The sequence below is a fragment of the Pedobacter heparinus genome, from assembly GCF_032678725.1.
Lineage (GTDB): Bacteria > Bacteroidota > Bacteroidia > Sphingobacteriales > Sphingobacteriaceae > Pedobacter > Pedobacter heparinus_A.
The window spans coordinates 236541-256821 of the sequence record NZ_JAVTSC010000005.1 but is presented as its reverse complement, the minus strand read 5'-3'; the positions used below and the strand labels follow the sequence as shown (position 1 = coordinate 256821).

17 protein-coding genes are annotated in these 20281 nt (G+C 40.1%); 11 read left to right on the top strand and 6 right to left on the bottom strand.

Features of this window, described 5'->3' with window-relative positions; all coding sequences use genetic code 11:
• Positions 1–14 precede the first annotated feature (14 nt).
• The 5 genes from R2Q85_RS10360 to R2Q85_RS10340 all read left to right on the top strand — a co-directional run bounded on the left by R2Q85_RS10360 (position 15) and on the right by R2Q85_RS10340 (position 6396).
• Positions 15–1427 carry an alpha-L-fucosidase gene (locus R2Q85_RS10360; RefSeq protein ID WP_316811702.1) on the top strand — a complete coding sequence of 471 codons (1413 nt, stop codon included), beginning with the start codon at positions 15–17 and terminating at the stop codon, positions 1425–1427.
• A gap of 11 nt (positions 1428–1438) precedes the next feature.
• Positions 1439–2818, top strand: coding sequence for an SGNH/GDSL hydrolase family protein (locus R2Q85_RS10355; RefSeq protein ID WP_316811701.1), 1380 nt, complete (start codon positions 1439–1441; stop codon positions 2816–2818).
• 21 nt (positions 2819–2839) lie between these two features.
• Positions 2840–4114, top strand: a complete 1275-nt coding sequence (locus R2Q85_RS10350) for a polysaccharide pyruvyl transferase family protein (RefSeq protein ID WP_316811700.1) — start codon at positions 2840–2842, stop codon at positions 4112–4114.
• A 134-nt stretch (positions 4115–4248) separates the two neighbouring features.
• Positions 4249–5457, top strand: coding sequence for a TlpA disulfide reductase family protein (locus R2Q85_RS10345; RefSeq protein ID WP_316811699.1), 1209 nt, complete (start codon positions 4249–4251; stop codon positions 5455–5457).
• 141 nt (positions 5458–5598) lie between these two features.
• Positions 5599–6396, top strand: a complete 798-nt coding sequence (locus tag R2Q85_RS10340) for a LytTR family DNA-binding domain-containing protein (RefSeq protein ID WP_316811698.1) — start codon at positions 5599–5601, stop codon at positions 6394–6396.
• A 1-nt stretch (position 6397) separates the two neighbouring features.
• Here the strand turns inward: R2Q85_RS10340 and R2Q85_RS10335 are convergent, their stop codons facing one another.
• Positions 6398–6787, bottom strand: coding sequence for a DUF1801 domain-containing protein (locus R2Q85_RS10335; RefSeq protein WP_316811697.1), 390 nt, complete (start codon positions 6785–6787; stop codon positions 6398–6400).
• 286 nt (positions 6788–7073) lie between these two features.
• Between R2Q85_RS10335 and R2Q85_RS10330 the strand changes: the two genes are divergently transcribed.
• A complete protein-coding gene (locus tag R2Q85_RS10330; protein ID WP_316811696.1) occupies positions 7074–7385 on the top strand; it encodes a hypothetical protein in 312 nt (103 codons plus the stop codon).
• Between the two features lie 64 nt (positions 7386–7449).
• Here R2Q85_RS10330 and R2Q85_RS10325 read toward each other — a convergent pair whose 3' ends face one another.
• Complete coding sequence (locus tag R2Q85_RS10325; RefSeq protein WP_316811695.1) at positions 7450–8427, bottom strand: GlxA family transcriptional regulator; 978 nt, start codon at positions 8425–8427, stop codon at positions 7450–7452.
• Between the two features lie 147 nt (positions 8428–8574).
• A complete protein-coding gene (locus tag R2Q85_RS10320) occupies positions 8575–9729 on the bottom strand; it encodes a hypothetical protein (RefSeq protein ID WP_316811694.1) in 1155 nt (384 codons plus the stop codon).
• 322 nt (positions 9730–10051) lie between these two features.
• On the opposite strand from R2Q85_RS10320, the gene R2Q85_RS10315 reads away from it, so the two are divergent.
• Positions 10052–10783, top strand: coding sequence for a DUF1080 domain-containing protein (locus tag R2Q85_RS10315; protein ID WP_316811693.1), 732 nt, complete (start codon positions 10052–10054; stop codon positions 10781–10783).
• A gap of 14 nt (positions 10784–10797) precedes the next feature.
• Here R2Q85_RS10315 and R2Q85_RS10310 read toward each other — a convergent pair whose 3' ends face one another.
• Positions 10798–11487, bottom strand: a complete 690-nt coding sequence (locus R2Q85_RS10310; RefSeq protein WP_316811692.1) for a diphthine--ammonia ligase — start codon at positions 11485–11487, stop codon at positions 10798–10800.
• A gap of 191 nt (positions 11488–11678) precedes the next feature.
• On the opposite strand from R2Q85_RS10310, the gene R2Q85_RS10305 reads away from it, so the two are divergent.
• The 4 genes from R2Q85_RS10305 to R2Q85_RS10290 all read left to right on the top strand — a co-directional run bounded on the left by R2Q85_RS10305 (position 11679) and on the right by R2Q85_RS10290 (position 18279).
• Positions 11679–12614 (top strand): NADP-dependent oxidoreductase, encoded by a 936-nt coding sequence (locus R2Q85_RS10305; RefSeq protein ID WP_316811691.1) that lies wholly within the window; start codon positions 11679–11681, stop codon positions 12612–12614.
• 453 nt (positions 12615–13067) lie between these two features.
• Positions 13068–15290, top strand: a complete 2223-nt coding sequence (locus R2Q85_RS10300) for a HEAT repeat domain-containing protein (protein ID WP_316811690.1) — start codon at positions 13068–13070, stop codon at positions 15288–15290.
• A gap of 33 nt (positions 15291–15323) precedes the next feature.
• A complete protein-coding gene (locus R2Q85_RS10295; protein WP_316811689.1) occupies positions 15324–16589 on the top strand; it encodes an MFS transporter in 1266 nt (421 codons plus the stop codon).
• Positions 16590–16620: 31 nt separating this feature from the next.
• Positions 16621–18279: a hypothetical protein gene (locus R2Q85_RS10290; protein ID WP_316811688.1), complete on the top strand. Its 1659-nt coding sequence runs from the start codon at positions 16621–16623 to the stop codon at positions 18277–18279.
• Here R2Q85_RS10290 and hflC read toward each other — a convergent pair.
• On the bottom strand, positions 18276–19214 hold the full coding sequence (hflC, locus tag R2Q85_RS10285) for a protease modulator HflC (protein ID WP_316811687.1): 939 nt from the start codon (positions 19212–19214) through the stop codon (positions 18276–18278). The two genes, R2Q85_RS10290 and hflC, sit on opposite strands and share 4 nt — an antisense overlap.
• A gap of 1 nt (position 19215) precedes the next feature.
• The gene (gene hflK / locus R2Q85_RS10280; protein ID WP_316811686.1) at positions 19216–20217 is read right to left on the bottom strand and encodes an FtsH protease activity modulator HflK; all 1002 of its coding nucleotides are present in this window, start codon (positions 20215–20217) and stop codon (positions 19216–19218) included.
• Positions 20218–20281 lie beyond the last annotated feature (64 nt).

Here is a 20281-nt window from a genome sequence, read left to right as displayed (position 1 = left end):
AAGCGGAACATTAAATGAAGAATTTAAAAATTAACAGAAAGCGGATGGTTGCCATCAAATTTGTAATGTCCTTATACCTGATGACAGTAACGGAAAATGGCTTTACCCAGACCTATGAGCCTGCATGGCAATCGCTGGATAAAAGAGAAACCCCTACCTGGTGGACAGATGCCAAGTTTGGTATTTTTATTCATTGGGGGCTTTACTCCGTTCCGGCTTATGCACCTGTAAATGAAGTTAAGGGAGTTTATGAAAAATATGCCGAACACTATGAAAATAGGCTGATTCAAGGGAATAAGCTATTTACTGCCCATCATCGTAAGTTTTATGGAGAACAGTTTAAATATAGTGATTTTGCGCCTATGTTTAAAGCAGAATACTTTAAGCCAGATGATTGGGCAGATCTGTTTGTTAAATCGGGAGCGAAATATGTGGTGCTAACTTCCAAACATCATGACGGATTTTGTCTTTGGCCAAGTGCCGGAAGCTATAAATGGAATAGTGTGGATGTCGGGCCGCATAGGGATCTTGCCGGCGATCTGACCAATGCAGTTAAAGCTAAAGGCTTAAAAATGGGTTTTTACTATTCCCTCCTCGAATGGAGCAATCCGCTTTATAAACCTGAAACTATTGACAACTACGTTGAAAATCATATGCTGCCTCAAATGAAAGATCTCGTAACCCGCTATAAGCCAGAAGTCATCTTTGCTGATGGAGAATGGGATTACGAGTCAGAAAAACTCAGGAGCACCAAATTCCTTTCCTGGTTATATAACGAATCGACAGTAAGAAACACCGTTGTGGTAAATGATCGCTGGGGGAAAGAAACACGCAGCAAACATGGCGGCTATTACACCACTGAATATGACCTGGTGCATGATACCAAAGGCATTGGCGAAAAAGCCGCACATTCATGGGAAGAAAGCCGTGGCATGGGGACTTCCTATGGTTTTAACCGTTTCGAAACATTGGACCATTATTTTACAAGCCAGCAGCTCATCAATCTGCTGATTGATAAAGTGAGCAATGGTGGCAACCTGCTCTTAAATATAGGCCCGGATGCCAATGGGCTCATACCTGCAATTATGCAAGAGCGTTTACTGGACATCGGTGCCTGGCTTAAGGTAAATGGCGAGGCAATATATGGCAGTTCTTCCTGGACTAAAAAGCCTCAAAATACCAAAGATCAAAATATTTTTTTTACGGTAAAGGACAAAGATCTTTATGTCATTTGTACAAAATGGCCGCAGGTAGGCATTGCAGTTCCATCTGTTAAAAAAGCTGATAAAATAAGTCTGCTAGGCTCTTCGGCTCCTGTTAAAACAATTATAAAAAACGGCAGTTTACGCATACAGGCACCTACACTAAACCCTGCAACTATGCCTTGCAAATATGCATGGGTATTCAAAATAGAGAACTTCAACTAAAATATTTGGCCATGCATTTAAAACATAAACTCATCCTACATCTTGCGTTCCTTGTTCTGACCTTAAATGGCTTTACACAAGAATTGAATAAGCCTCTTTTCCCTGGCGGAAGTAAGGTTTGTTTTATAGGCAACAGCATTACCAACAACGGGGAATATTACAATGACTTATGGATGTATTACGCCACCAGGTTCCCAAATGAACAAATACATTTTTACAATTGTGGAATATCAGGCGATGTTGCCGGTGGAATTTTAAGAAGAATGGAAAAAGACGTGATGATTCATCAACCAACCCATGCAGTTATGATGATTGGGATGAACGATGTGAAACGGAATCTCTATGGCAAAGCAAATGCTAACGAGGCTTTAAAACAAAAAGCATTGACAGATTACAATAGCAATACTGATACGGCAGTAAACATCTTAAAAAAGCGGATAGGCAATGTCATTCTGCTTAAACCCTCCATTTACGATCAGACATCAGCAATAGAAACTGAAAACCTGTATGGTGTTAACGATGCGCTGCAGCGATGCGCTGAACAAATGCAAACCCTGTCAGAAAAATACCAGACCGGCCTCGTCGATTTTCAGACCATTCTGCTCCGAATTAATAAAGAAGAGCAATTAAAAAACCCGGCTTTTACGATCATCGGCAAAGACAGGGTGCATCCCCTGTCGCCAGGTCATTTTGTAATGGCATACCAGTTTCTTAAAGATACCAATGCACCTAAATACGTGTCAAAGCTTGTAATCGGAGATGACTTAAAAGCGTCACAAAAAGCCAGTTTCAATGCCGAAATAAGAAAGCAATCGAATAAAAACAACCGGTTAACTTTTGAATGCCTCGAAAAAAGCCTGCCCTGTCCGATCAAAGCAGCTGCTAGAAAAGCACTTGACTGGACTCCCTTTAATGAAGAATTTAATATGCAACTGTTGCAGGTAAAAAACTTGTCGGGAGGCAACTACAACCTTTTTATCGATAATATTTTAATCACATCCCTTACCGACAAGGAACTTTCAGCTGGCATTAACCTTGCATTATTCCAAAATACACCGCAATACCAACAGGCCATAAAAGTGATGGAAGCCTGTATAAAATACCGGGATACTGAATCCGCAATCCGCAATCTTCGGTTTGTTGAGTTTACGCAGCTTTCTGGTCTTAAAGAACCATCCGATTTAACTCTGGTGGAGCAGTACCTTGCTAAACGCCTGGAAAGTTTAAAAGACGGCGGACACTACGATTATTATCAAAAACAGTTTAAAAACTACCTGTTAAAAAAAAGTAATGAAGCAGAAGTATTAAGGCAATTACCCTCACTTTCAGCTGTTATTTACCAGGTAAACCAACCCAAGGTTCATACTTTTAAAATTGAGAAACAGCCGTAGTTGCAATAAGAACGATTGAAGATGGAAAGAAGAAAATTTATAAAAAACATGTCAGCCCTTGCCGCACTTCCTCTTGCTGCACCGCTTATGGGTGCAATTCGTAATGGATACGTTAAACCCAATGCGAAGATCTTATTGCGGTCGTCATGGCAAACCGTAAATATTGGTGATATAGGTCATACCTTCGGCATTATGGAGCTGTTTAATACTTATCTGCCAGATGCAGAAGTAACGCTCTGGCCCAATAACCTCGAAAACGGTGTAGATGTCTTGTTACAAAAGAGCTTCAGCCGGCTGAAAATTGCCTCCGGAAAGCTTGATGCTTCTGGAAAACCAACAACCCCGGAATTGCAGCAGGCCTTTGAAAATTGCGATATTATGGTACATGGCTCCGGTCCCTGGATTGTAGTACCTGCCGATCTTGCCGCATGGCATACACAAACAGGTAAACCATTTGGCATGTATGGAATCTCACTGGTTGACGGAGATGCTGCATCTTTGGATCTGATCAACAAAGCCTCGTTTATCTATTGCAGAGATACCGCCTCACAGGATTATTTGAAATCGCTAAAATCTAAATGTCCGGTAACTGAGTTTGCGCCGGATGCTACTTTTGCCATCAACCTTAGAAACGATCAGCTTGCTGCCAACTACCTTCACTCTGCAGGCTTGAAAACGGGCGAATTTATATGTGTAATCCCACGCCTTCGATATACCCCCTACTGGAAAATGAAGAATTTAAAGCCTACAGAGGAAGAGTCGAAGAAGTATATGATTTCACAATATTATAACGAAACAGACCATGCAAAACTTCGTAATGTTATGACCAGATGGGTAAGAGAAACGGGGTTAAAGGTTCTTGCCTGCCCTGAAGTTGTCTATCAGGTAGAACTGGCTAAGGAAATATTGATAGACCCCCTTCCAGACGACGTAAAAAAACATGTCGTATGGAGAGATAAATACTGGATTCCTGACGAGGCTCAGTCGGTGTATGCCCAGGCAAGGGCATTGGTCAGCTTCGAAATGCACTCCCCTATCATTGCCTTTTCATCAAATGTACCCGCTATCCACCTTAGACAACCAACAGATACCCGAAAAGGACAAATGTGGGCCGATATAGGCCTGGAAGAATGGCTTTTTGAGATAGATTTTACAAGTGGAAACCAAATTGGCGATGTACTCCTGGAAATCCACCAGAATTATTCCAAAGCACTAAAAAAACTAGCAAAAGCAAAGGATTTTGTAGTCGACCGACAAAAAGTATCCATTCACCAGATCATTAAATCTATCTCATAATCCGCTATCTTTAGTAGCTGAAAACGCTACAGTTAGTATCGGTCAACATATAAAGTATTAGAAAATTGTGCAACTTTGCTAGATCTTCTTAAGATCTAAACAGGTAACTCATGATTAGGAAAACAATATTCTTGATGCTATTCGCATTATCTTGTACAACATTATTGGCTCAGAAAGCGGCTATTTTAAACTCTGGCAGGTGGCATGCGTCCTTGTTACGAACTGATTCCCGCTACATTCCTTTTGAATTTGAAATTAAACAGGAAGATAAAAAGTTACGTTTCTATATCATCAATGGATCCGAACGAATCAAAACAGAGGGGATCCATATAACCAAAGATTCCGCTGTTATCAAAATGCCCGTTTTTGAATCTTATTTCAAAGTCAAAATCATTACTAAAGATAGTATAAACGGAGTTTGGATTAGGGGTGCAGAAAATAAAGATATCATCATTCCCTTTGCAGCTTCCTCAAGGATCAAACATTCCATCAACATATCCGAAAATAAATATGCAAATATAGCTGGTAAATGGACCATCGAATTCACCAGGGCCAATCAAACAAAACGGCCGGCAATTGGACAATTTATTCAAAATAAGAATTTACTTTCAGGTTCTATTTTAACTCCTTCAGGTGATTACAGATATTTAAATGGAACTGTTTCAGGGAATTCCCTTACTCTTTCCACGTTTGACGGAATTCACGCCATGTTGTTTGAAGCTAAAATTGAAAGGGATACCATTATAGGTTCATTGTTATCGGGTGCTTCCGGAAAAGAGCACTGGGTAGCCACAAGAAATGAACAGGCTGAGCTAACAACTACACCGGCGACAACACTGAAAGAAGGCAGTAATGGTGCACCTGATTTTCAATTTAGAGATTTAAATGGAAATATGGTATCGATTAAAGACGAAAGATATAAAGGAAAAGTAGTTATTCTGCAGATAATGGGTTCATGGTGTCCGAATTGCATGGATGAAACTGCTTTCTTAAGCGAATACTATAAGAAAAACAGACATAGGGGGATAGAGGTTATTGCCTTGTCGTATGAATTAAGTGCCGATATAGAGCGGTCAAAAAAGAGCCTCCAAAAATTCCAAAAAGCGTTTGATGTCCAATATCCCATTCTGATTACAGGAATACCAGTATCTGATCCTAAAAAGACCGAAAAAACCCTACCTCAATTGACCGATATCAAAGTTTTTCCAACAACTATTTTTATAGATAAAACCGGAAAAATAAGTGATGTAGAAACCAATTTCTATGGTCCGGCTACAGGGCAACATTACCTAAAATACAAAGATAAGTTTGAGAAAACTGTTAGCCGGTTATTAAGTAAATAATAAATTTGGTAAAACACGCATAGTTACGGATTTATTTAATACCAGTAAAAGACAAGATAATAGAGGTACTGCTAATATTTTAGATAAACGACAGCTCTAGCATGATCTTTTTGTATAAATTTATACATTATTGGATAAACTATGGGTTTATTAGATCAACAGATTGTTCTGCCCTTTTCTACAAAGCGTGTAACCATTAAGCACATCATGCTTCATGCTGGCTATTGGATACTTATTACTGCTTTTTTCTGCTATGAGAAGCGATATCTTATCTACAAAGCTGGATTGCCTTATTTTATACTTTGTGTAACTGGAAGGATTACTATGCTGGTTGGCGTTGCCTATATAAACCTTCATTACTTATTGCCCAGGTATCTGGCAAAGGGAACCTATCTCCGCTATTTTTTGCTGGTATTACTTTCTGTTCTTGGTTACCTGACACTACAGAGTATTTTTGATTTCATACTGTACGGTTTCATCATTGGCCCTACGCTGAACAGTAATCTGCTGGAGGCTATATTGTATAATCTTTTTAGTACCATATGGTACCTGGCTATTATGGTAGGTCTTAAATTGAGCATCGACTGGTTTGAGCTACAACGTACCCCTATCCCTGTTCAAACCAACGAAACAGCACCAGACTTTCTTTTCGTAAAAAGTGGTACCCAAAAGATCAGGCTGAGCCTCGAAGAAGTAACCCATATAGAAGGTCTCAAGGATTATACGATAGTTCATACTGCAGAACGAAGGATCATCACAAAAGGCTCTGTAAAACATATGACCGAACTGTTTACCGAACCAAATTTCATCAGGGTACATAAATCTTTCATTGTAGCCAGGAACAAGATCAGTCAAATAGAAAAGAACAAGATCCTAATTGCCGGACACCAAATTCCTATAGGTCGGGTTTACAGATCAGGCCTCGGAAAAATATTTTAGTTTATATAGGTCTCAATTCGCCCTTTCTTTTGATCAGATTTTTATAATCCCATTGTATTAACCGCGATTTTTCAAGCCAGCGCTTTAAATCTACTATATTGATTTGGCTCACTGAAGTATAAGGAATAGAAGCGTCTTTAAATTTACCAGTATTTATTTTTAATAGCCCCTCTTCAAAACTAGCTCCACTCCAAAAAAGTAAACGCACACAGTCTTTTAACTTACTATATCCTACAATGGGGTTTCCATGCAAAAACCAAACCGGATGACGGTGCCAAATTTTGCTTTCAGCATCGGGCAAACACTGCTCTATTTCATTTTTAAGCAAATTGCAAATTTCCCGATCTTCATCGGATTGTAAATCGTTAAATACCTGAATTTCGTTGTTCATTTCCTGGTTAATTTATTATTATACTGACCAATAAGGACTTTAGCTAGATTTAAAAATACTAATATAAAATAAAAAAGACTAACCTGATAAGCCCTCTATGACATCAACCCATCGAAGAGATTATTCCTGCAACACATTGTAGACAAACTCTACAATCCTAAAAACACCATAAAAAAGCAAATCACTGTAAATCAGTTAAGTGCCAAAAAATACCACTGAGGCACAATTATTAAACATAGTCTATTCATAATTAACAAGAATTTTTAACTGTTTTAAAACGAATATTATGAAAAAGATCATCTTATCAGCAGCATTCTTAGCCGTAGCAGGATTAACCTCAGTAAAAGCGAGTGAAATCAAAAACCCAATTACAGTTGCTGTATATCAGGATAGCACTACAAAAGCTCCGGTTGAACTAAAAGACCTTCCAGAAGCAGTGCAAAAAACATTACAAGCCGATACGGTTAAAGACTGGACACCAACAGCTGCATTTTTGGTTACTAACGCAGATAAAACTGAATATTATCTAATCAATGTAAAAAAAGGAGAAGAAACAGGTTCTCTTAAAATTGACAAAGAAGGTAAAGTGGTTCAGTAACCGAATTATATAATAAAAAAACCTGTTATCCTATGATAGCAGGTTTTTTTGGAGTTAACTTAATCTATTGTCCCTCTTTATTGTATTTAGCTTTGTATGCTAACGGCGACATCCCGGTAATTTTCCTGAACACTTCACGAAAAGCCTTTACATCCGAGTAGCCTACAGCATACATCACTTCATTAATTGTTTTGCGACTGGTTTCAAATGTCTTCTTGGCTGATTCAATTTTTACCCTCTGCGCATATTCAACAGGCGTATTTCCAGTAGCTTTGATAAAACGCCTGTCAAAATTTCGCCTTCCTACAGAGAACTGACAAGACAAGTGTTCGACAGATATTTTTTCATCCAGCCTATCCTCAATATAAGCCTGTGCTTTTTTTACCATTTCATCATCGTGCTTCTTCTGGCCGGTAAATATGGTAAACGCTGACTGGCTTTGTCTATCAATTTCAATCTGAAATACTTTCGAACAGAAGATGGCAGTTTGTCTGTCGTAATACTTTTCTACCAGATAAATCATTAGGTTCAGGAAAGAATATGCACCACCATTGGTGTAAATTCCATTTTCGTCAGTGATCAATTGGTCAGCCTTTAAGTCGACCTTTGGAAACATAATTCTGAAATGATCGGCTGCTGCCCAATGTGTAGAGCAGCTTTTGCCGTCCAGTAAACCTGATGATGCCAGCATAAATGCTCCTGTACATATACTTGCTACTTCAGCACCAGATTTATACTGCTTCTCAATCCAATCAATCAGCAATTTGTTTCCCTTTATCGCTTGTTGATAATTATGGTTTAGAGAGGGTATAATGATGAGGTCAGTTTTGGTTATTGCTGAAATATTAGTATGTGGTTTTACGGTAAATAAGCCCTCATAAAAATCTATTTTTTTAGAAATGCCCGCCAGTTGAATCTTAAACAACTCTTTCCTGCCAGTTTTTTTCCAATACTCGTTGGCCCTGGACATTATTTTATATGCGCCTATAATACTGCTCAGGTTATTCTGTCCATCCGGGACAATTATCGTAAGGTGTTTCATCTGCTTATATTAATGTTATTCAATATAACAAATATAAAAAATCGCCTGTCCAAATCAACCCGCAATAACGTCCATTTCTCCCTTCACATCAGAATATTAGTCTGTATTTTTATTTGAAAAGGAGTACTGGTGGACAAATTGATTGAATTATTTTACCCGGATAAATGAGTTTTGAACATCTCCTACCCATTTATATTTATAGATCGTACTCTCTTGTTGTCCGTCTTTGTTTTTTGCATTATGCGAAATGTAAAATAATCCATCGCCTAAAGGGCACAAGCCTGTAGCTCCCCATTCAAAATGCCATCCTCTGATGCTCGTTCTGGTATCTTTAGGGCCGCTTTGCAATAAAGAAAGGGTCTTAACACTTATTTTTTGATCATCTGAGGATATTTGATCTTTAACAGCCTTTTTGTGGATATCAATCACAAACAAATCGTAATTTGGAAACTGCGTTTTAACGCCACGATATACAGCGGCAAAAAGATTCCCGGTATAAGGATCATAAGCCAGGTTTTGAATACCATAGCGTGTACTGCCAGTTTTCACAAAATATTTTTCCAATGGCCTTGCCGGCCCTGAATGATGCAATTGGTCTTGCGATAGCCGCTGCGCATATTTATTCCAGTTGGCAATATCATACTTTAATAAAACCTGATGATCATTATCGTCTCTATCCTTATCTCCATAAACACCATATGCAACATATAAGTATTTTTTATCGGAATTGGAACTTCCTATTGCCGGAGCAAAAGCAATACCATCTATTCCAGAACATGCAAACCGATGTTGCTTTGTCTGATTACCAACCTTTACGTTCGCTTCATAATCTTTTACTGCCTCCTGTATGTAAACTGTTTGCAATAATTCTTCTTTTTCAGCATTCATATTAGCCCGTACAATGCGCGATCCATCAAATACCGCAATATAAAACCCACTTTCGTTGCTGTTTTTTATCCCCAATTCTTTACTGATTCCCTTACCAATAGCATCATTTTTATATTCCAGTGACCCATATATCTTTCCGTCTGCTGTATTAAAATCCAAATCCCCAAGATGCCCTACAAAACCAGTTACGCTTCCTATCAATTTGCCCGAGAGGTCCATTTTGACCAACTTATCTGTGAACGAGAAATAAACATAGCCGTTTACTTTATCCACTGCAACACCCTGCACGTGGATTTTGCCCTGTTTCCCCGAATAGATGGAATCTGGCATATTTGCCAGCATATTTACATTTTGAGATTGGGCGTTCAGTATTAAGATTAAAAAAAAGATGGGTAATAAAATTATTTTTTTCATTTGCACAGCTATTTCAGAATAAGACATTTTAGTGTTTGAGGTTCACCAGGAAGTAAAAGTAATAATATTTGGTAATTTAGGCATTATTTGCTTTAATTTTCAATCAATTTCTTTCATTTTGTTACAAACAGAAATAATAAAACTTATTTTAAGTTAAAAACAACAATATTGCTTTTGCCAAATAATTGTGAAGAGACAGGTAAAGTATCCAGAAAAACATTTGCTCTTTTCATAAAGTATTGCTTGCTTTGAGGTATATAAAGACAAAATGGGCTTGAATAAAATTTTTATCACCACAGTATTAGTTACAAGTGGGCTAAGTATGGCTAACGCACAGACAAAGACGAAACCAGAAGAAACAGAAGTATATACACCGGTACCAAAAATAGTACAGGCAACCGGAATTTTCAGCCCTGCTCCCTCTGATGCCATAGTTTTGTTTGATGGCAAAGACCTTAGCAAATGGGTAATGACAGAAGATAGAGACAAACCTGCAGTATGGCCCGTAGCGAATAATGTATTTACCGTTAAAAAAGGAAAAGGCAGTGGCAATATCGAAACCAAACAATCGTTTGGCAATTATCAGTTGCATATAGAATGGCAGGTACCTGCAAATATTGAAGGTAAAGGACAAGGTAGAGGGAACAGTGGATTATTTCTTGCTTCCCTGGGTAAAGGAGATGCCGGATATGAATTACAAATACTGGATTCCTATAAAAATGAAACCTATACCAATGGACAGGCAGCCAGCATTTACAAGCAACTGGTTCCGCTTGCAAACCCAACCAACAAGCCGGGCGAATGGAACTCATACGATGTGATCTGGACCGCACCAACTTTTAATAACGACAAAAGTCTAGGAACTCCTGCAAGGGTAACCGTACTGTTCAACGGAGTATTGGTTCAGGACAACGTCGAACTCAAAGGACCAACACAATACATCGGAGATCCGGCTTACAAACAAGCACATGGCCCTGCGCCCATCAAATTACAATCACATGGCGATCCGAGCGCAGCACTTAATTTCCGCAACATCTGGTTAAGAGAACTATAGCCAGGTATCTTTATTTATCCCATCAAATCAATATACCAATACCCCGGCTGGACCGCACCTCTAGGAGCAGGATAAGTTCTAAATATCCGTTCCCCTAACCTGAAATTAATGGACTTTTTAAACAGAGGACCATCAAATACGAAAGTATGAAACTCACCATTCTCGCCGCATGGGTCTATCCCATCTGGAAGATCAGCCATGAACTCCTCATCTATTATTCTACCACAAAAATCTTCAAGACCTTCCCGGGCACATACGACAATGGTTTTATAGCCCAAAGAAATAAAATCCGCTATTACTTCAGAGGTATTCCTTTTCCAGATCGGAAATTCAGCCTTTAAGCCAATTTCTGCCAGTTTAGTTTCACGGTATATCTTCAGATCTTCCAAAAACAAATCGCCAAATAAAGAATGGGTAATACCTTCTGATTTTAAAAATGTCATATGCTTATGCATCTGTAACTCATAAGTACTCATATCAGGCGATCCGGGTAACCTGATCTGATACAAAGGAATTCCCAAGCTATCTGCCTGTTTAATCAAAAGGCTTTCTCTCACTCCATGGATGCTTACACGGTTATAGACATCATTAACCGTTGTAAGTAAATACCGGATATCGAAACGTTCACTTTGCAGCGCATAATGTAGCGCCAAGGTACTGTCCTTACCCCCGCTCCAATTGAAAATACTGATGTTTTTGTGCATAACTTAAGAAGACGAATTTAAAGATAATTTCAAATAAAAAACCCGGAACCATTTTTTACAACAGTTTCCGGGTACCGGACTAAATATATAGGTAAAAGGGGGCACAAAACCCTTCAAATATCACTTAATGCTGACAAACAGCTATTGGAGTAAAAACAATAAGCTTTAGATTTGTTTTCCTATAAAAGCTTATGAAAGCAATCGTTATAAAAAAATTTGGTAAACCGGAAGAGTTAGAACTTAGTGAAATAGAAAAACCCGTAGCAAATGATAACCAGGCCTTGATCAGCGTAATTGCTGCTGGTATAAATCCTGTTGATGCTAAAATCAGATCTGGATTACATAGCTCTTGTAAAGCGATGCAATTACCAACAGTTTTGGGCAAAGATGTAAGTGGTATAATTGAATATGTTGGCCGTAATGTATTGGATTTTAAGATTGGTGATGAGGTTTTTGGATGCATCAATGGCAGCTATGCAGAATATGTAGTAGCAAATCCGGAAGTTATAGCTAAAAAACCGGCAAATATTTCATTCCATGAGGCGGCGGCCATATCACTTGCCGGATTAACTGCATACCAGGCTATTCACGATCATTTAGCAGTTAAAAACGGGCAAAGGGTATTGATACAATCTGCTGCAGGAGGTGTTGGTCATCTGGCTGTACAGTTTGCTAAGCTCAGTGGTGCATTTGTTTATGGAACAGCATCTGCAAAAAATGCTGCATTTTTAGTTGAGTTGGGTGTTGACGAAGTGATCAATTATAAGGAACAGAAATTTGAAGAGATTGCCACCAATCTGGATGCAGTAATGGATACTATGGGAGGTGAAATACTTTACCGTGCTATCAATAGTGTTAAACCAGGCGGTAAAATTGTTTGTCTACCTTCATCAACCAAAGACGATCCAATAGCGATAAAACTGGCTAAGGAAAGGAATATCGAATTGATCTGGCCTATGATGCGCCCGGAAAAGGAGACTTTGCAGCTGTTTTCTACCCTACTGAAAAAAGGACAGCTAAAAGTAAAAGTTGAAAAAGTTTTCCCGTTAAATGAAATTGCTCGTGCACATGAAGTGATAGCGTCTCATACCGTTAGCGGGAAAATTGTTGTTCAAGTATCGGATTAAAATTAAAGATACTTCATTCAACACGGGGTGTTTTTCTACCATAAATCTGAACATCAGCTGGATTGTATTAATCCATCTGCATCACTAGATAACATTTTAAGTTAATCAACCTTGCAAACATGTAGCGTTTATTCTACTTCTCTCGTTTATATTGGCAAAACCATCGGATATGAATAAATTATGGCCCACAATCTTTATTGCCTTTACAATCAGCCTTGTATCCTGTAAAAAAAAACGATAATGGCACGGGATTCCCAGGTATCCATTCGAAAAGCTGTCCGAGCTATTAGCGATCACCGCTGTAGGTGTGCCTGTCATACCAGATTGTTTTATTAATCAGAAGAAGATACAACTACAATGATGAAGTTGACAAAAAATTCTTTCGAAATATGCAATCGATTGCCTATTTTGGTATCTGAATAACATGCCAAAGAAACCTAAATTAAAATATCAATGACGAAAAATAAACAATGGGCATTGGCTACCCTGGGCTTGTGTATGCTAATTTACGCTTGCAAGGTTTCTCAAAACATACTTAAAAGAGATGCCAATGGTAAAATAATAGTAAATACAGCACCCTCTTCCAAATACCTTTCCCCGCATGAAAGTATGAAGGCCATACACCTTCAAATTGGTTACCACCTGGAGCTCATCGCCAGTGAGCCAATGATCCACGAACCTGTTGCCATGGTATGGGACGGTAATGGCAGAATGTATGTTGCGGAAATGAATACCTATATGCAAGATGCAGACGGCACAGGAGAAATGAAAGCGGCTTGCACAGTAAAAAGACTGGAAGATACCAATGGAGATGGAAAAATGGATAAAGCAGTTGTTTTTATTGACAGCCTGCTCCTACCCCGAATGATACTGGCACTTGACGACCGCATTTTAGTAAATGAAACTTATTCCAATCACATTTACAGCTATCGCGATACCAATGGCGATGGTATTGCAGATGAAAAGAAACTGGTATTTAAAAATGATGCCGTTAGCAAAAGTAACCTGGAACATCAAAAAAGTGGTCTGATCTGGAACCTCGACAATAAAATATATGTGACGGTAGAAAACATGCGTTATTATTACGACAATGGTATGATCAGATCAGAATACCTGCACGAAGGTCCCGGCGGTCAATGGGGTTTAACCCATGACAACTATGGCCGTTTGTTTTTTTCTTCTGCAGGATCTGAAACCCCGGCACTGAACTTTCAGCAAAACCCATCTTACGGCAGGCTAGATTTTAAGGACCAGTTTGATGAAGAATTCCAGGCTGTATGGCCCATTATATCCACTCCGGATGTACAGGGCGGGATAAAAAGATTACGGTCTGACAGTACATTAAACCACTTTACCGGATGCACTGGCCAATCCATATACAGAGGTAATTCTTTACCTGCAGATGCAAATGGCGACCTCTTTATCTGTGAACCAGTAGGACGTCTGATACGCCGCGCAAAAGTGATCAATACAGATGGAAAAATAACCCTGAAGAATGCTTACGAAAAGGGAGAATTTATCGCATCAACAGATATGAACTTCAGACCGGTGAACAGTGTAACCGGTCCAGACGGCTGCCTTTACATTATAGACATGTACCGTGGCATTATTCAGGAAAGTGCCTGGACAAAAATTGGGAGTTACCTCAGGCCAAAGATCACCAGTAGAAATCTGGATAAAAATATTGGCCGGGGACGCATCTACCGGGTAGTATATGATGGGATAAAACCCGACAAAACAGTACCAAGACTGTTGAGCCTGTCAACTGATAAACTGATCCCTTACTTAAGCCATACCAATGGCTGGTGGCGAGAAAATGCGCAAAAACTGATCGTCATACGCGGTGATAAATCTGTCGCTCCGGCATTAAAGGAAATCGCCCTGAATACTGAGGCTACCCAGCTTGGCCGCATCCACGCATTATGGACACTGAACGGATTAAAGGTCCTGGATAATGAAACCATAATGCAAATATTAAAAGATAAAGATCCCGAACTGCGTAAAACGGCTGTATGGATCTGCGATGAAAAAGTGAGAGGTGGCAATGAGCAATTAATAGCCGCATTGAAGCCAATCAAGAATGATACAAGTCCTGACGTGCGCTTTCAACTGGCCTTAACTTTAAGGTTCAGTAAATCAGAAAAAGCACAGGCCATTATAAAAGATCTGTTGATGCGCTACCCTGGCAACCAGGTAATGGCAGAGTCGCAAAAAAAATATCAGAATAGTCTCGATGCCAAAGCATTAACAGAGAAAAATGCAAAAGCACTCACTGAAGCCGACAAAAAACTGGTAAGCCAGGGTGCCCTGATTTTTAAACAACTTTGCGCAACCTGTCATGGCACAGACGGTAAAGGCGTTATCATCGGTGGAAAAGATATGATCGCCCCTCCCCTGGCCAGCTCTGCCGACGTGACCGGAGATCCGGAGAAAATGATCAAAGTTCTCCTCCATGGGTTGTCAGGTCCTGTAAATGGTAAGACTTATCCAGATATTATGCCGGCGCTTGAAGGCAATGACGATGAATACATCGCTTCGGCACTCAGTTACATCAGGAACGACCTGGGCAATAAAGCCCCTGTTGTAAACCCCTCAGATGTTAAAAAAGTACGGAAGGAAACAAATGGCAGAAGCATTCCATGGACCGTAAAAGAACTTGAAACAACAAAAAAATAGATAGCAACTTATAATACTAAACTAAAACCAAATATGCTTAACATTCAAACCACTAAACTATTCTGGGCAAGCTGCCTGGCCTTATTGGTCACCTCCCTGTCCTTTGGGATCCGTGCAGGAATGATGAACCAACTGGGCATCGATTTCCAGTTAAATGCAACCCAATTGGGCACCATCACCGCTACCGCATTCTGGGGATTTCCCTTAGCCATTGTAATCGGGGGATTTATTGTAGACATTATCGGAATGAAACGCCTGTTGGTTATGGCCTTTATTTTTCATCTTGCCGGGATCGTGCTCACTATTTTTGCACAGGGCTACTGGACCCTGTTTTTCTCGACCTTGCTGATTGGCATCGCAAATGGTACCGTAGAGGCAGCATGTAATCCACTGGTAGCCACTTTATATCCCAATAACAAAACCACACGCCTAAATTATTTCCATTTATGGTTCCCGGGTGGTATTGTAATTGGAACCTTGCTGGTTACCTTTTTTGTACATTTAGGATTGGGCTGGAAAATACAGGTAGCCATGATGCTTATTCCTACCCTGATTTACGGATACCTGTTTTCGAAACTTGATTTTCCGGTTACAGAAAGAGTTTCATCCGGCTATTCAAATGCCGACATGTACAAAGCTGTACTCTCTCCCTTGTTCATCTTCATGTTCATATGCATGTTTGGAACAGCCATCACCGAATTGTTTACCGGGCAATGGATAGGTCTCCTGCTTAAAAATGTAACAGACAATGCCATTTTACTGCTTACCCTTACTACTGGAATCATGGTTATTGGCCGTGGTTTTGCAGAGCCTGTTGTTCACAGGCTGGCCCCACAGGGTGTTTTGTTGCTTTCAGCCATATTTGCCGCAGTGGGTCTGTATATGTTAAGCACAATGACTGGTAATTCCATTTTCTTTGCCGCCATCATTTTTGGAATAGGCGTCTGCTATTTCTGGCCTACCATGATCGGCTTTGTTGCCGAGAATATTCCTAAGTCAGGTGCATTAGGTTTAAACCTGATGGGGGGTGCCGGGATGTTTGCTGTTTCCATTTATACTATTTTTATGGGGAGCTTTTACGATAGTCTGATCGTTAAACATTTACCCTCAGATGCTACACTCGATGCTTATGTAAAAGCACCTGAACAGTCTGCAGCTGCACTGGCCCTGGCTAATGCTAAAAACCTGGCCGGGCCGGAAGTATTACAGGCTACACTAACCATTCCTGTAATCCTGATTCTCGCATTCAGCGGTCTTGTCATTTATATGCGCGGTCAAAAAGTAAAACAAGCAGAGTAACCGTATATTCGTGTAAGACAAAATTATTCTAATGATGAAGTGTATACTCCTATTCCTGATGTTCCTCCTTTTAAACTGTGTATTGGTAACCCATGCACAGGAAAAAAACTCGCTTGAAAATAGTATAGTGATCACATCCCGGGCGCAGAAAACCCAGGTATACACCAACAACAACAAATTGCAAGTCAACATATCGCCAAAGGATGTCCTTAAGTTTAAAGCTGCCGGATCAGTTAGCTACAGTGACTTTGGTGCCATAGGTAATGGAAAAACCGATGATATGGATGTTATTGCGGCAACTCATGCATTTGCCAATCTCCACGGCCTTTTGGTTAAAGCCGACGCTGGAGCAACCTATTACATTGGAGGAAAGGAGCGGAGGGCAGTCATCCAGACAAACACTGATTTCGGCACGGCCACCTTCATCATTGATGACACCGATGTGAAAAACCGCAATGCAGCCATTTTTACGGTAAGTTCAGGCCTCAAACCTATTAAACTGGAAAACATATCCTCAATAAGGCGGAACCAGCAAAAGATCGACGTGCCTTTACCAGGTCCCTGTTTAATTACCGTTACCAATTCCAACATAAAACAATACATCCGGTTTGGACTAAACCAAAACGATGGATCTTCACAAACCGACATCTTTATCGTCGATAAAAACGGCAAGGTCGATATGAATGCACCAATCATCTGGGATTTCGATCAGATTACAGAAATCACCGCGCTGCCCATCGATGAAAATCTACTGAAGATCACCGGAGGTCGCTTCACTACAATTGCCAATAAAGCTGAATCAAAGTCTACTTATTATAGCAGGGGCATTTCTATCAGACGATCCCATGTACTTGTTGAAGGGATGCAACACAACATCAAGAATGAAGGAGACCATGGCGCGCCATACGGAGGATTTATCAACATCGGTAACTGCGCGTATGTGACGGTAAAAAACACCATCCTTACCGGACACCGGACCTATAGCGCCATTGGCGCAGCGGGTAAGCCTGTCACAATGGGCACCTACGACCTTTCTGTAAACCGTGCAGTCAACATATCTTTCGTAAATTGCAGCCAAACCAATGACATCAACAACAACAAATACTGGGGTATTATGGGTTCAAACTTTTGCAAAAACCTTCTCTATGATAACTGTACACTCTCGCGGTTTGATGCCCACCAGGGAGTTGCCAATGCCACGATCCGAAACTCGACCCTCGGACACATGGGGATCAATGCCATTGGCAGTGGTCTTTTAACAATTGAGAATTCCACCGTCCGTGGACGGAGCTTTGTTAACCTGCGTCGCGATTATGGCAGTACATGGCATGGAGAAGTAGTAATCCGTAACTGTGTCTTTGTGCCGGCAGGTGGTAAATCTGTGAGTGCTTCCCTGATCAGCGGATTCTATTCAGGCCAGCATAATTTCGGCTATACGTGCTATATGCCGGAACGTATTACCATTGAAAATCTCCGAATTGACGACGCTATCCATCCGGATAATTACCAGGGGCCCGCCATTTTCAGCAATTTCAATCCGGAAATGAAAGACAATACCTACCAGGAAAAGTTCCGCTATGTCAAAACCAACGAAGTCATTCTCAAAAACATCACAACCGCCAGTAAAAAAGTGCTGAGGCTTAGCGATAATCCGTTTATGTTCAAGGATGTAAAAGTTAAAACTAATTAATTGGACCTTTTCAGATATTGATAAATCTCGCTGTTGGTAGACAATATCACAGAGGTCTTTTCACTAAATGTCTTATCAAGTGTCTCCATTGATTTTAAAAATCCATAAAGACTCTTAGACTGAGCAGATTGATTATAAGCAGATGCATAGATGGATGCCGCATTGGCATCCGCCCTACCTTTTATTTCCTCTGCCTTTTTAAAAGCGGCAGATTGAATATTCTTTAATTCCCTGTCCTTATCACCATTTATCTTAGAAGCCTCACCCTGGCCTTCTGATCTAAACTTATCCGCAATCCGGAAACGCTCACTTTTCATACGCTCATAAACTTGTGTCTGCACCTCCTGTACATAATTAATCCTTTTAAACCTGAAGTCCAGAATCTTTATTCCCAGTTCAATAGCTTGTTTATTGGCAGATTTAAGGATCATGTCCTGCATCTTATCGCGTCCTACGTACACTTGCGTTAATGAATCGCCCAGTACTTCCCCTATCGAATCAAGTTCCGGCCTTCTGTTGCTGCTACGTACCAGTTCCTCAATATTATTCTTGGCTACTACATTTCTCGTTTCCCCGTCCAGGATATCATCCAGTCTGGATTGAGCCCCGCGTTCGTTCGTAAGCCGCTTAAAAAACTGAAGCGGATCAGTAATCTGCCATCTGGCATAAGTCTCTACAAAAATGAACTTTTTGTCTTTGGTAGGCAATTGGTTCGGATCGCCAACCCATTCCATAAAACGCTTTTCAAACACGTTGGAAGTCTGTAAAAAAGGCAATTTAAATTTTATTCCAGGTGTAGTTATGGCATTACCGATGGGCCTTCCAAATTGGGTGACCACCACTTGTTCAAATTCCTTAACAGTAAAAGTGCTGTTTAGCAAACACAATAGTGCAAAAAAAGCCAATAGTCCCAATAATATCTGTTTTCCTCTCATATTAGTCCTTTTTAGTATTATCCTTATTCAGTTGCATCTGCAGCAGCGGCAATACATTAGCTCCGTTCTGGTCAGTTACAATCACATTACCCAGCTTAGACAATATGGTTGTCATATTTTCCAGGTAGATCCGCCTTTTAGTTACCTCAGGTGCCTTTATATATTGATTGTAAAGATCATTAAACCTGGCTGATTCACCCTCGGCATTATTAACTCGTTCTATCGCATACCCTTCAGCTTTTTGTATAGTTGCTTTAGCCTCTCCGCTTGCCTTTGGAATTACTTTATTGTATTCAGATTTGGCCTGGTTGATCAGTGTTTCCTTTTCCTGCTGTGCCTCATTTACTGCATTAAAAGCAGCTTTTACAGGATCAGGCGGGTTTACATCCTGTAATACTACCTGTTCTATTTTAATCCCTATGTTATATTCATTACAGATTTCCTGGATCAGCTGGTGCAGTTTTACAGTAATTTCAGTTCTTCCTATGGTCAATACCTCATTTACTGTTCTATCTCCAACAATCTGCCTGGTTGCAGCCTCCGATATATTTCTGAGCGTACTCTCGGGATCCCGCACTTTAAATAAATAATTGTAAGCATCATTGATCCTGTACTGGACTACCCATTCTACATCAGCCAGGTTAAGATCTCCCGTTAGCATCAGCGATTCATCTCTTAAGCCATCCTTTGAATATTCAGACTGGTTGTCTACTGCCCCCATCGAGCGAAAACCAAACTCCAGCTTTTGCTGGCGCTCAACCGGAACTTTATGCACCGTCTCTATAAATGGCATTTTAAGGTTCAACCCCGGGTCAACCGTCCTGGTATATTTACCCACCCGGGTAATAACCCCTACTTCTTCAGTACCTATTTGAAAAATAGTTCCCCAAAGCAAAATCATCAATACGATGGCGATTAAAATAAACCTTAAGTTTTCTCTGATCCAGGTCAGGATCTTTGATTCGGCAAATTGGTTTGTAAAGTCTCTTTCCTTAAATTCCATTTTAATTAGCTGGTAAAAAATTGTTTCATCTCATAAATCGGCCCACACCGCAGAGAAAGATATC

Coding starts and splice junctions, on each gene's coding strand:
- R2Q85_RS10360 (WP_316811702.1), top strand. CDS start 15: ATGAAGAATTTAAAAATTAACAGAAAGCGGATGGTTGCCATCAAATTT.
- R2Q85_RS10355 (WP_316811701.1), top strand. CDS start 1,439: ATGCATTTAAAACATAAACTCATCCTACATCTTGCGTTCCTTGTTCTG.
- R2Q85_RS10350 (WP_316811700.1), top strand. CDS start 2,840: ATGGAAAGAAGAAAATTTATAAAAAACATGTCAGCCCTTGCCGCACTT.
- R2Q85_RS10345 (WP_316811699.1), top strand. CDS start 4,249: ATGCTATTCGCATTATCTTGTACAACATTATTGGCTCAGAAAGCGGCT.
- R2Q85_RS10340 (WP_316811698.1), top strand. CDS start 5,599: ATGGGTTTATTAGATCAACAGATTGTTCTGCCCTTTTCTACAAAGCGT.
- R2Q85_RS10335 (WP_316811697.1), bottom strand. CDS start 6,787: ATGAACAACGAAATTCAGGTATTTAACGATTTACAATCCGATGAAGAT.
- R2Q85_RS10330 (WP_316811696.1), top strand. CDS start 7,074: ATGAAAAAGATCATCTTATCAGCAGCATTCTTAGCCGTAGCAGGATTA.
- R2Q85_RS10325 (WP_316811695.1), bottom strand. CDS start 8,427: ATGAAACACCTTACGATAATTGTCCCGGATGGACAGAATAACCTGAGC.
- R2Q85_RS10320 (WP_316811694.1), bottom strand. CDS start 9,729: ATGAAAAAAATAATTTTATTACCCATCTTTTTTTTAATCTTAATACTG.
- R2Q85_RS10315 (WP_316811693.1), top strand. CDS start 10,052: ATGGCTAACGCACAGACAAAGACGAAACCAGAAGAAACAGAAGTATAT.
- R2Q85_RS10310 (WP_316811692.1), bottom strand. CDS start 11,487: ATGCACAAAAACATCAGTATTTTCAATTGGAGCGGGGGTAAGGACAGT.
- R2Q85_RS10305 (WP_316811691.1), top strand. CDS start 11,679: ATGAAAGCAATCGTTATAAAAAAATTTGGTAAACCGGAAGAGTTAGAA.
- R2Q85_RS10300 (WP_316811690.1), top strand. CDS start 13,068: ATGACGAAAAATAAACAATGGGCATTGGCTACCCTGGGCTTGTGTATG.
- R2Q85_RS10295 (WP_316811689.1), top strand. CDS start 15,324: ATGCTTAACATTCAAACCACTAAACTATTCTGGGCAAGCTGCCTGGCC.
- R2Q85_RS10290 (WP_316811688.1), top strand. CDS start 16,621: ATGATGAAGTGTATACTCCTATTCCTGATGTTCCTCCTTTTAAACTGT.
- hflC (WP_316811687.1), bottom strand. CDS start 19,214: ATGAGAGGAAAACAGATATTATTGGGACTATTGGCTTTTTTTGCACTA.
- hflK (WP_316811686.1), bottom strand. CDS start 20,217: ATGGAATTTAAGGAAAGAGACTTTACAAACCAATTTGCCGAATCAAAG.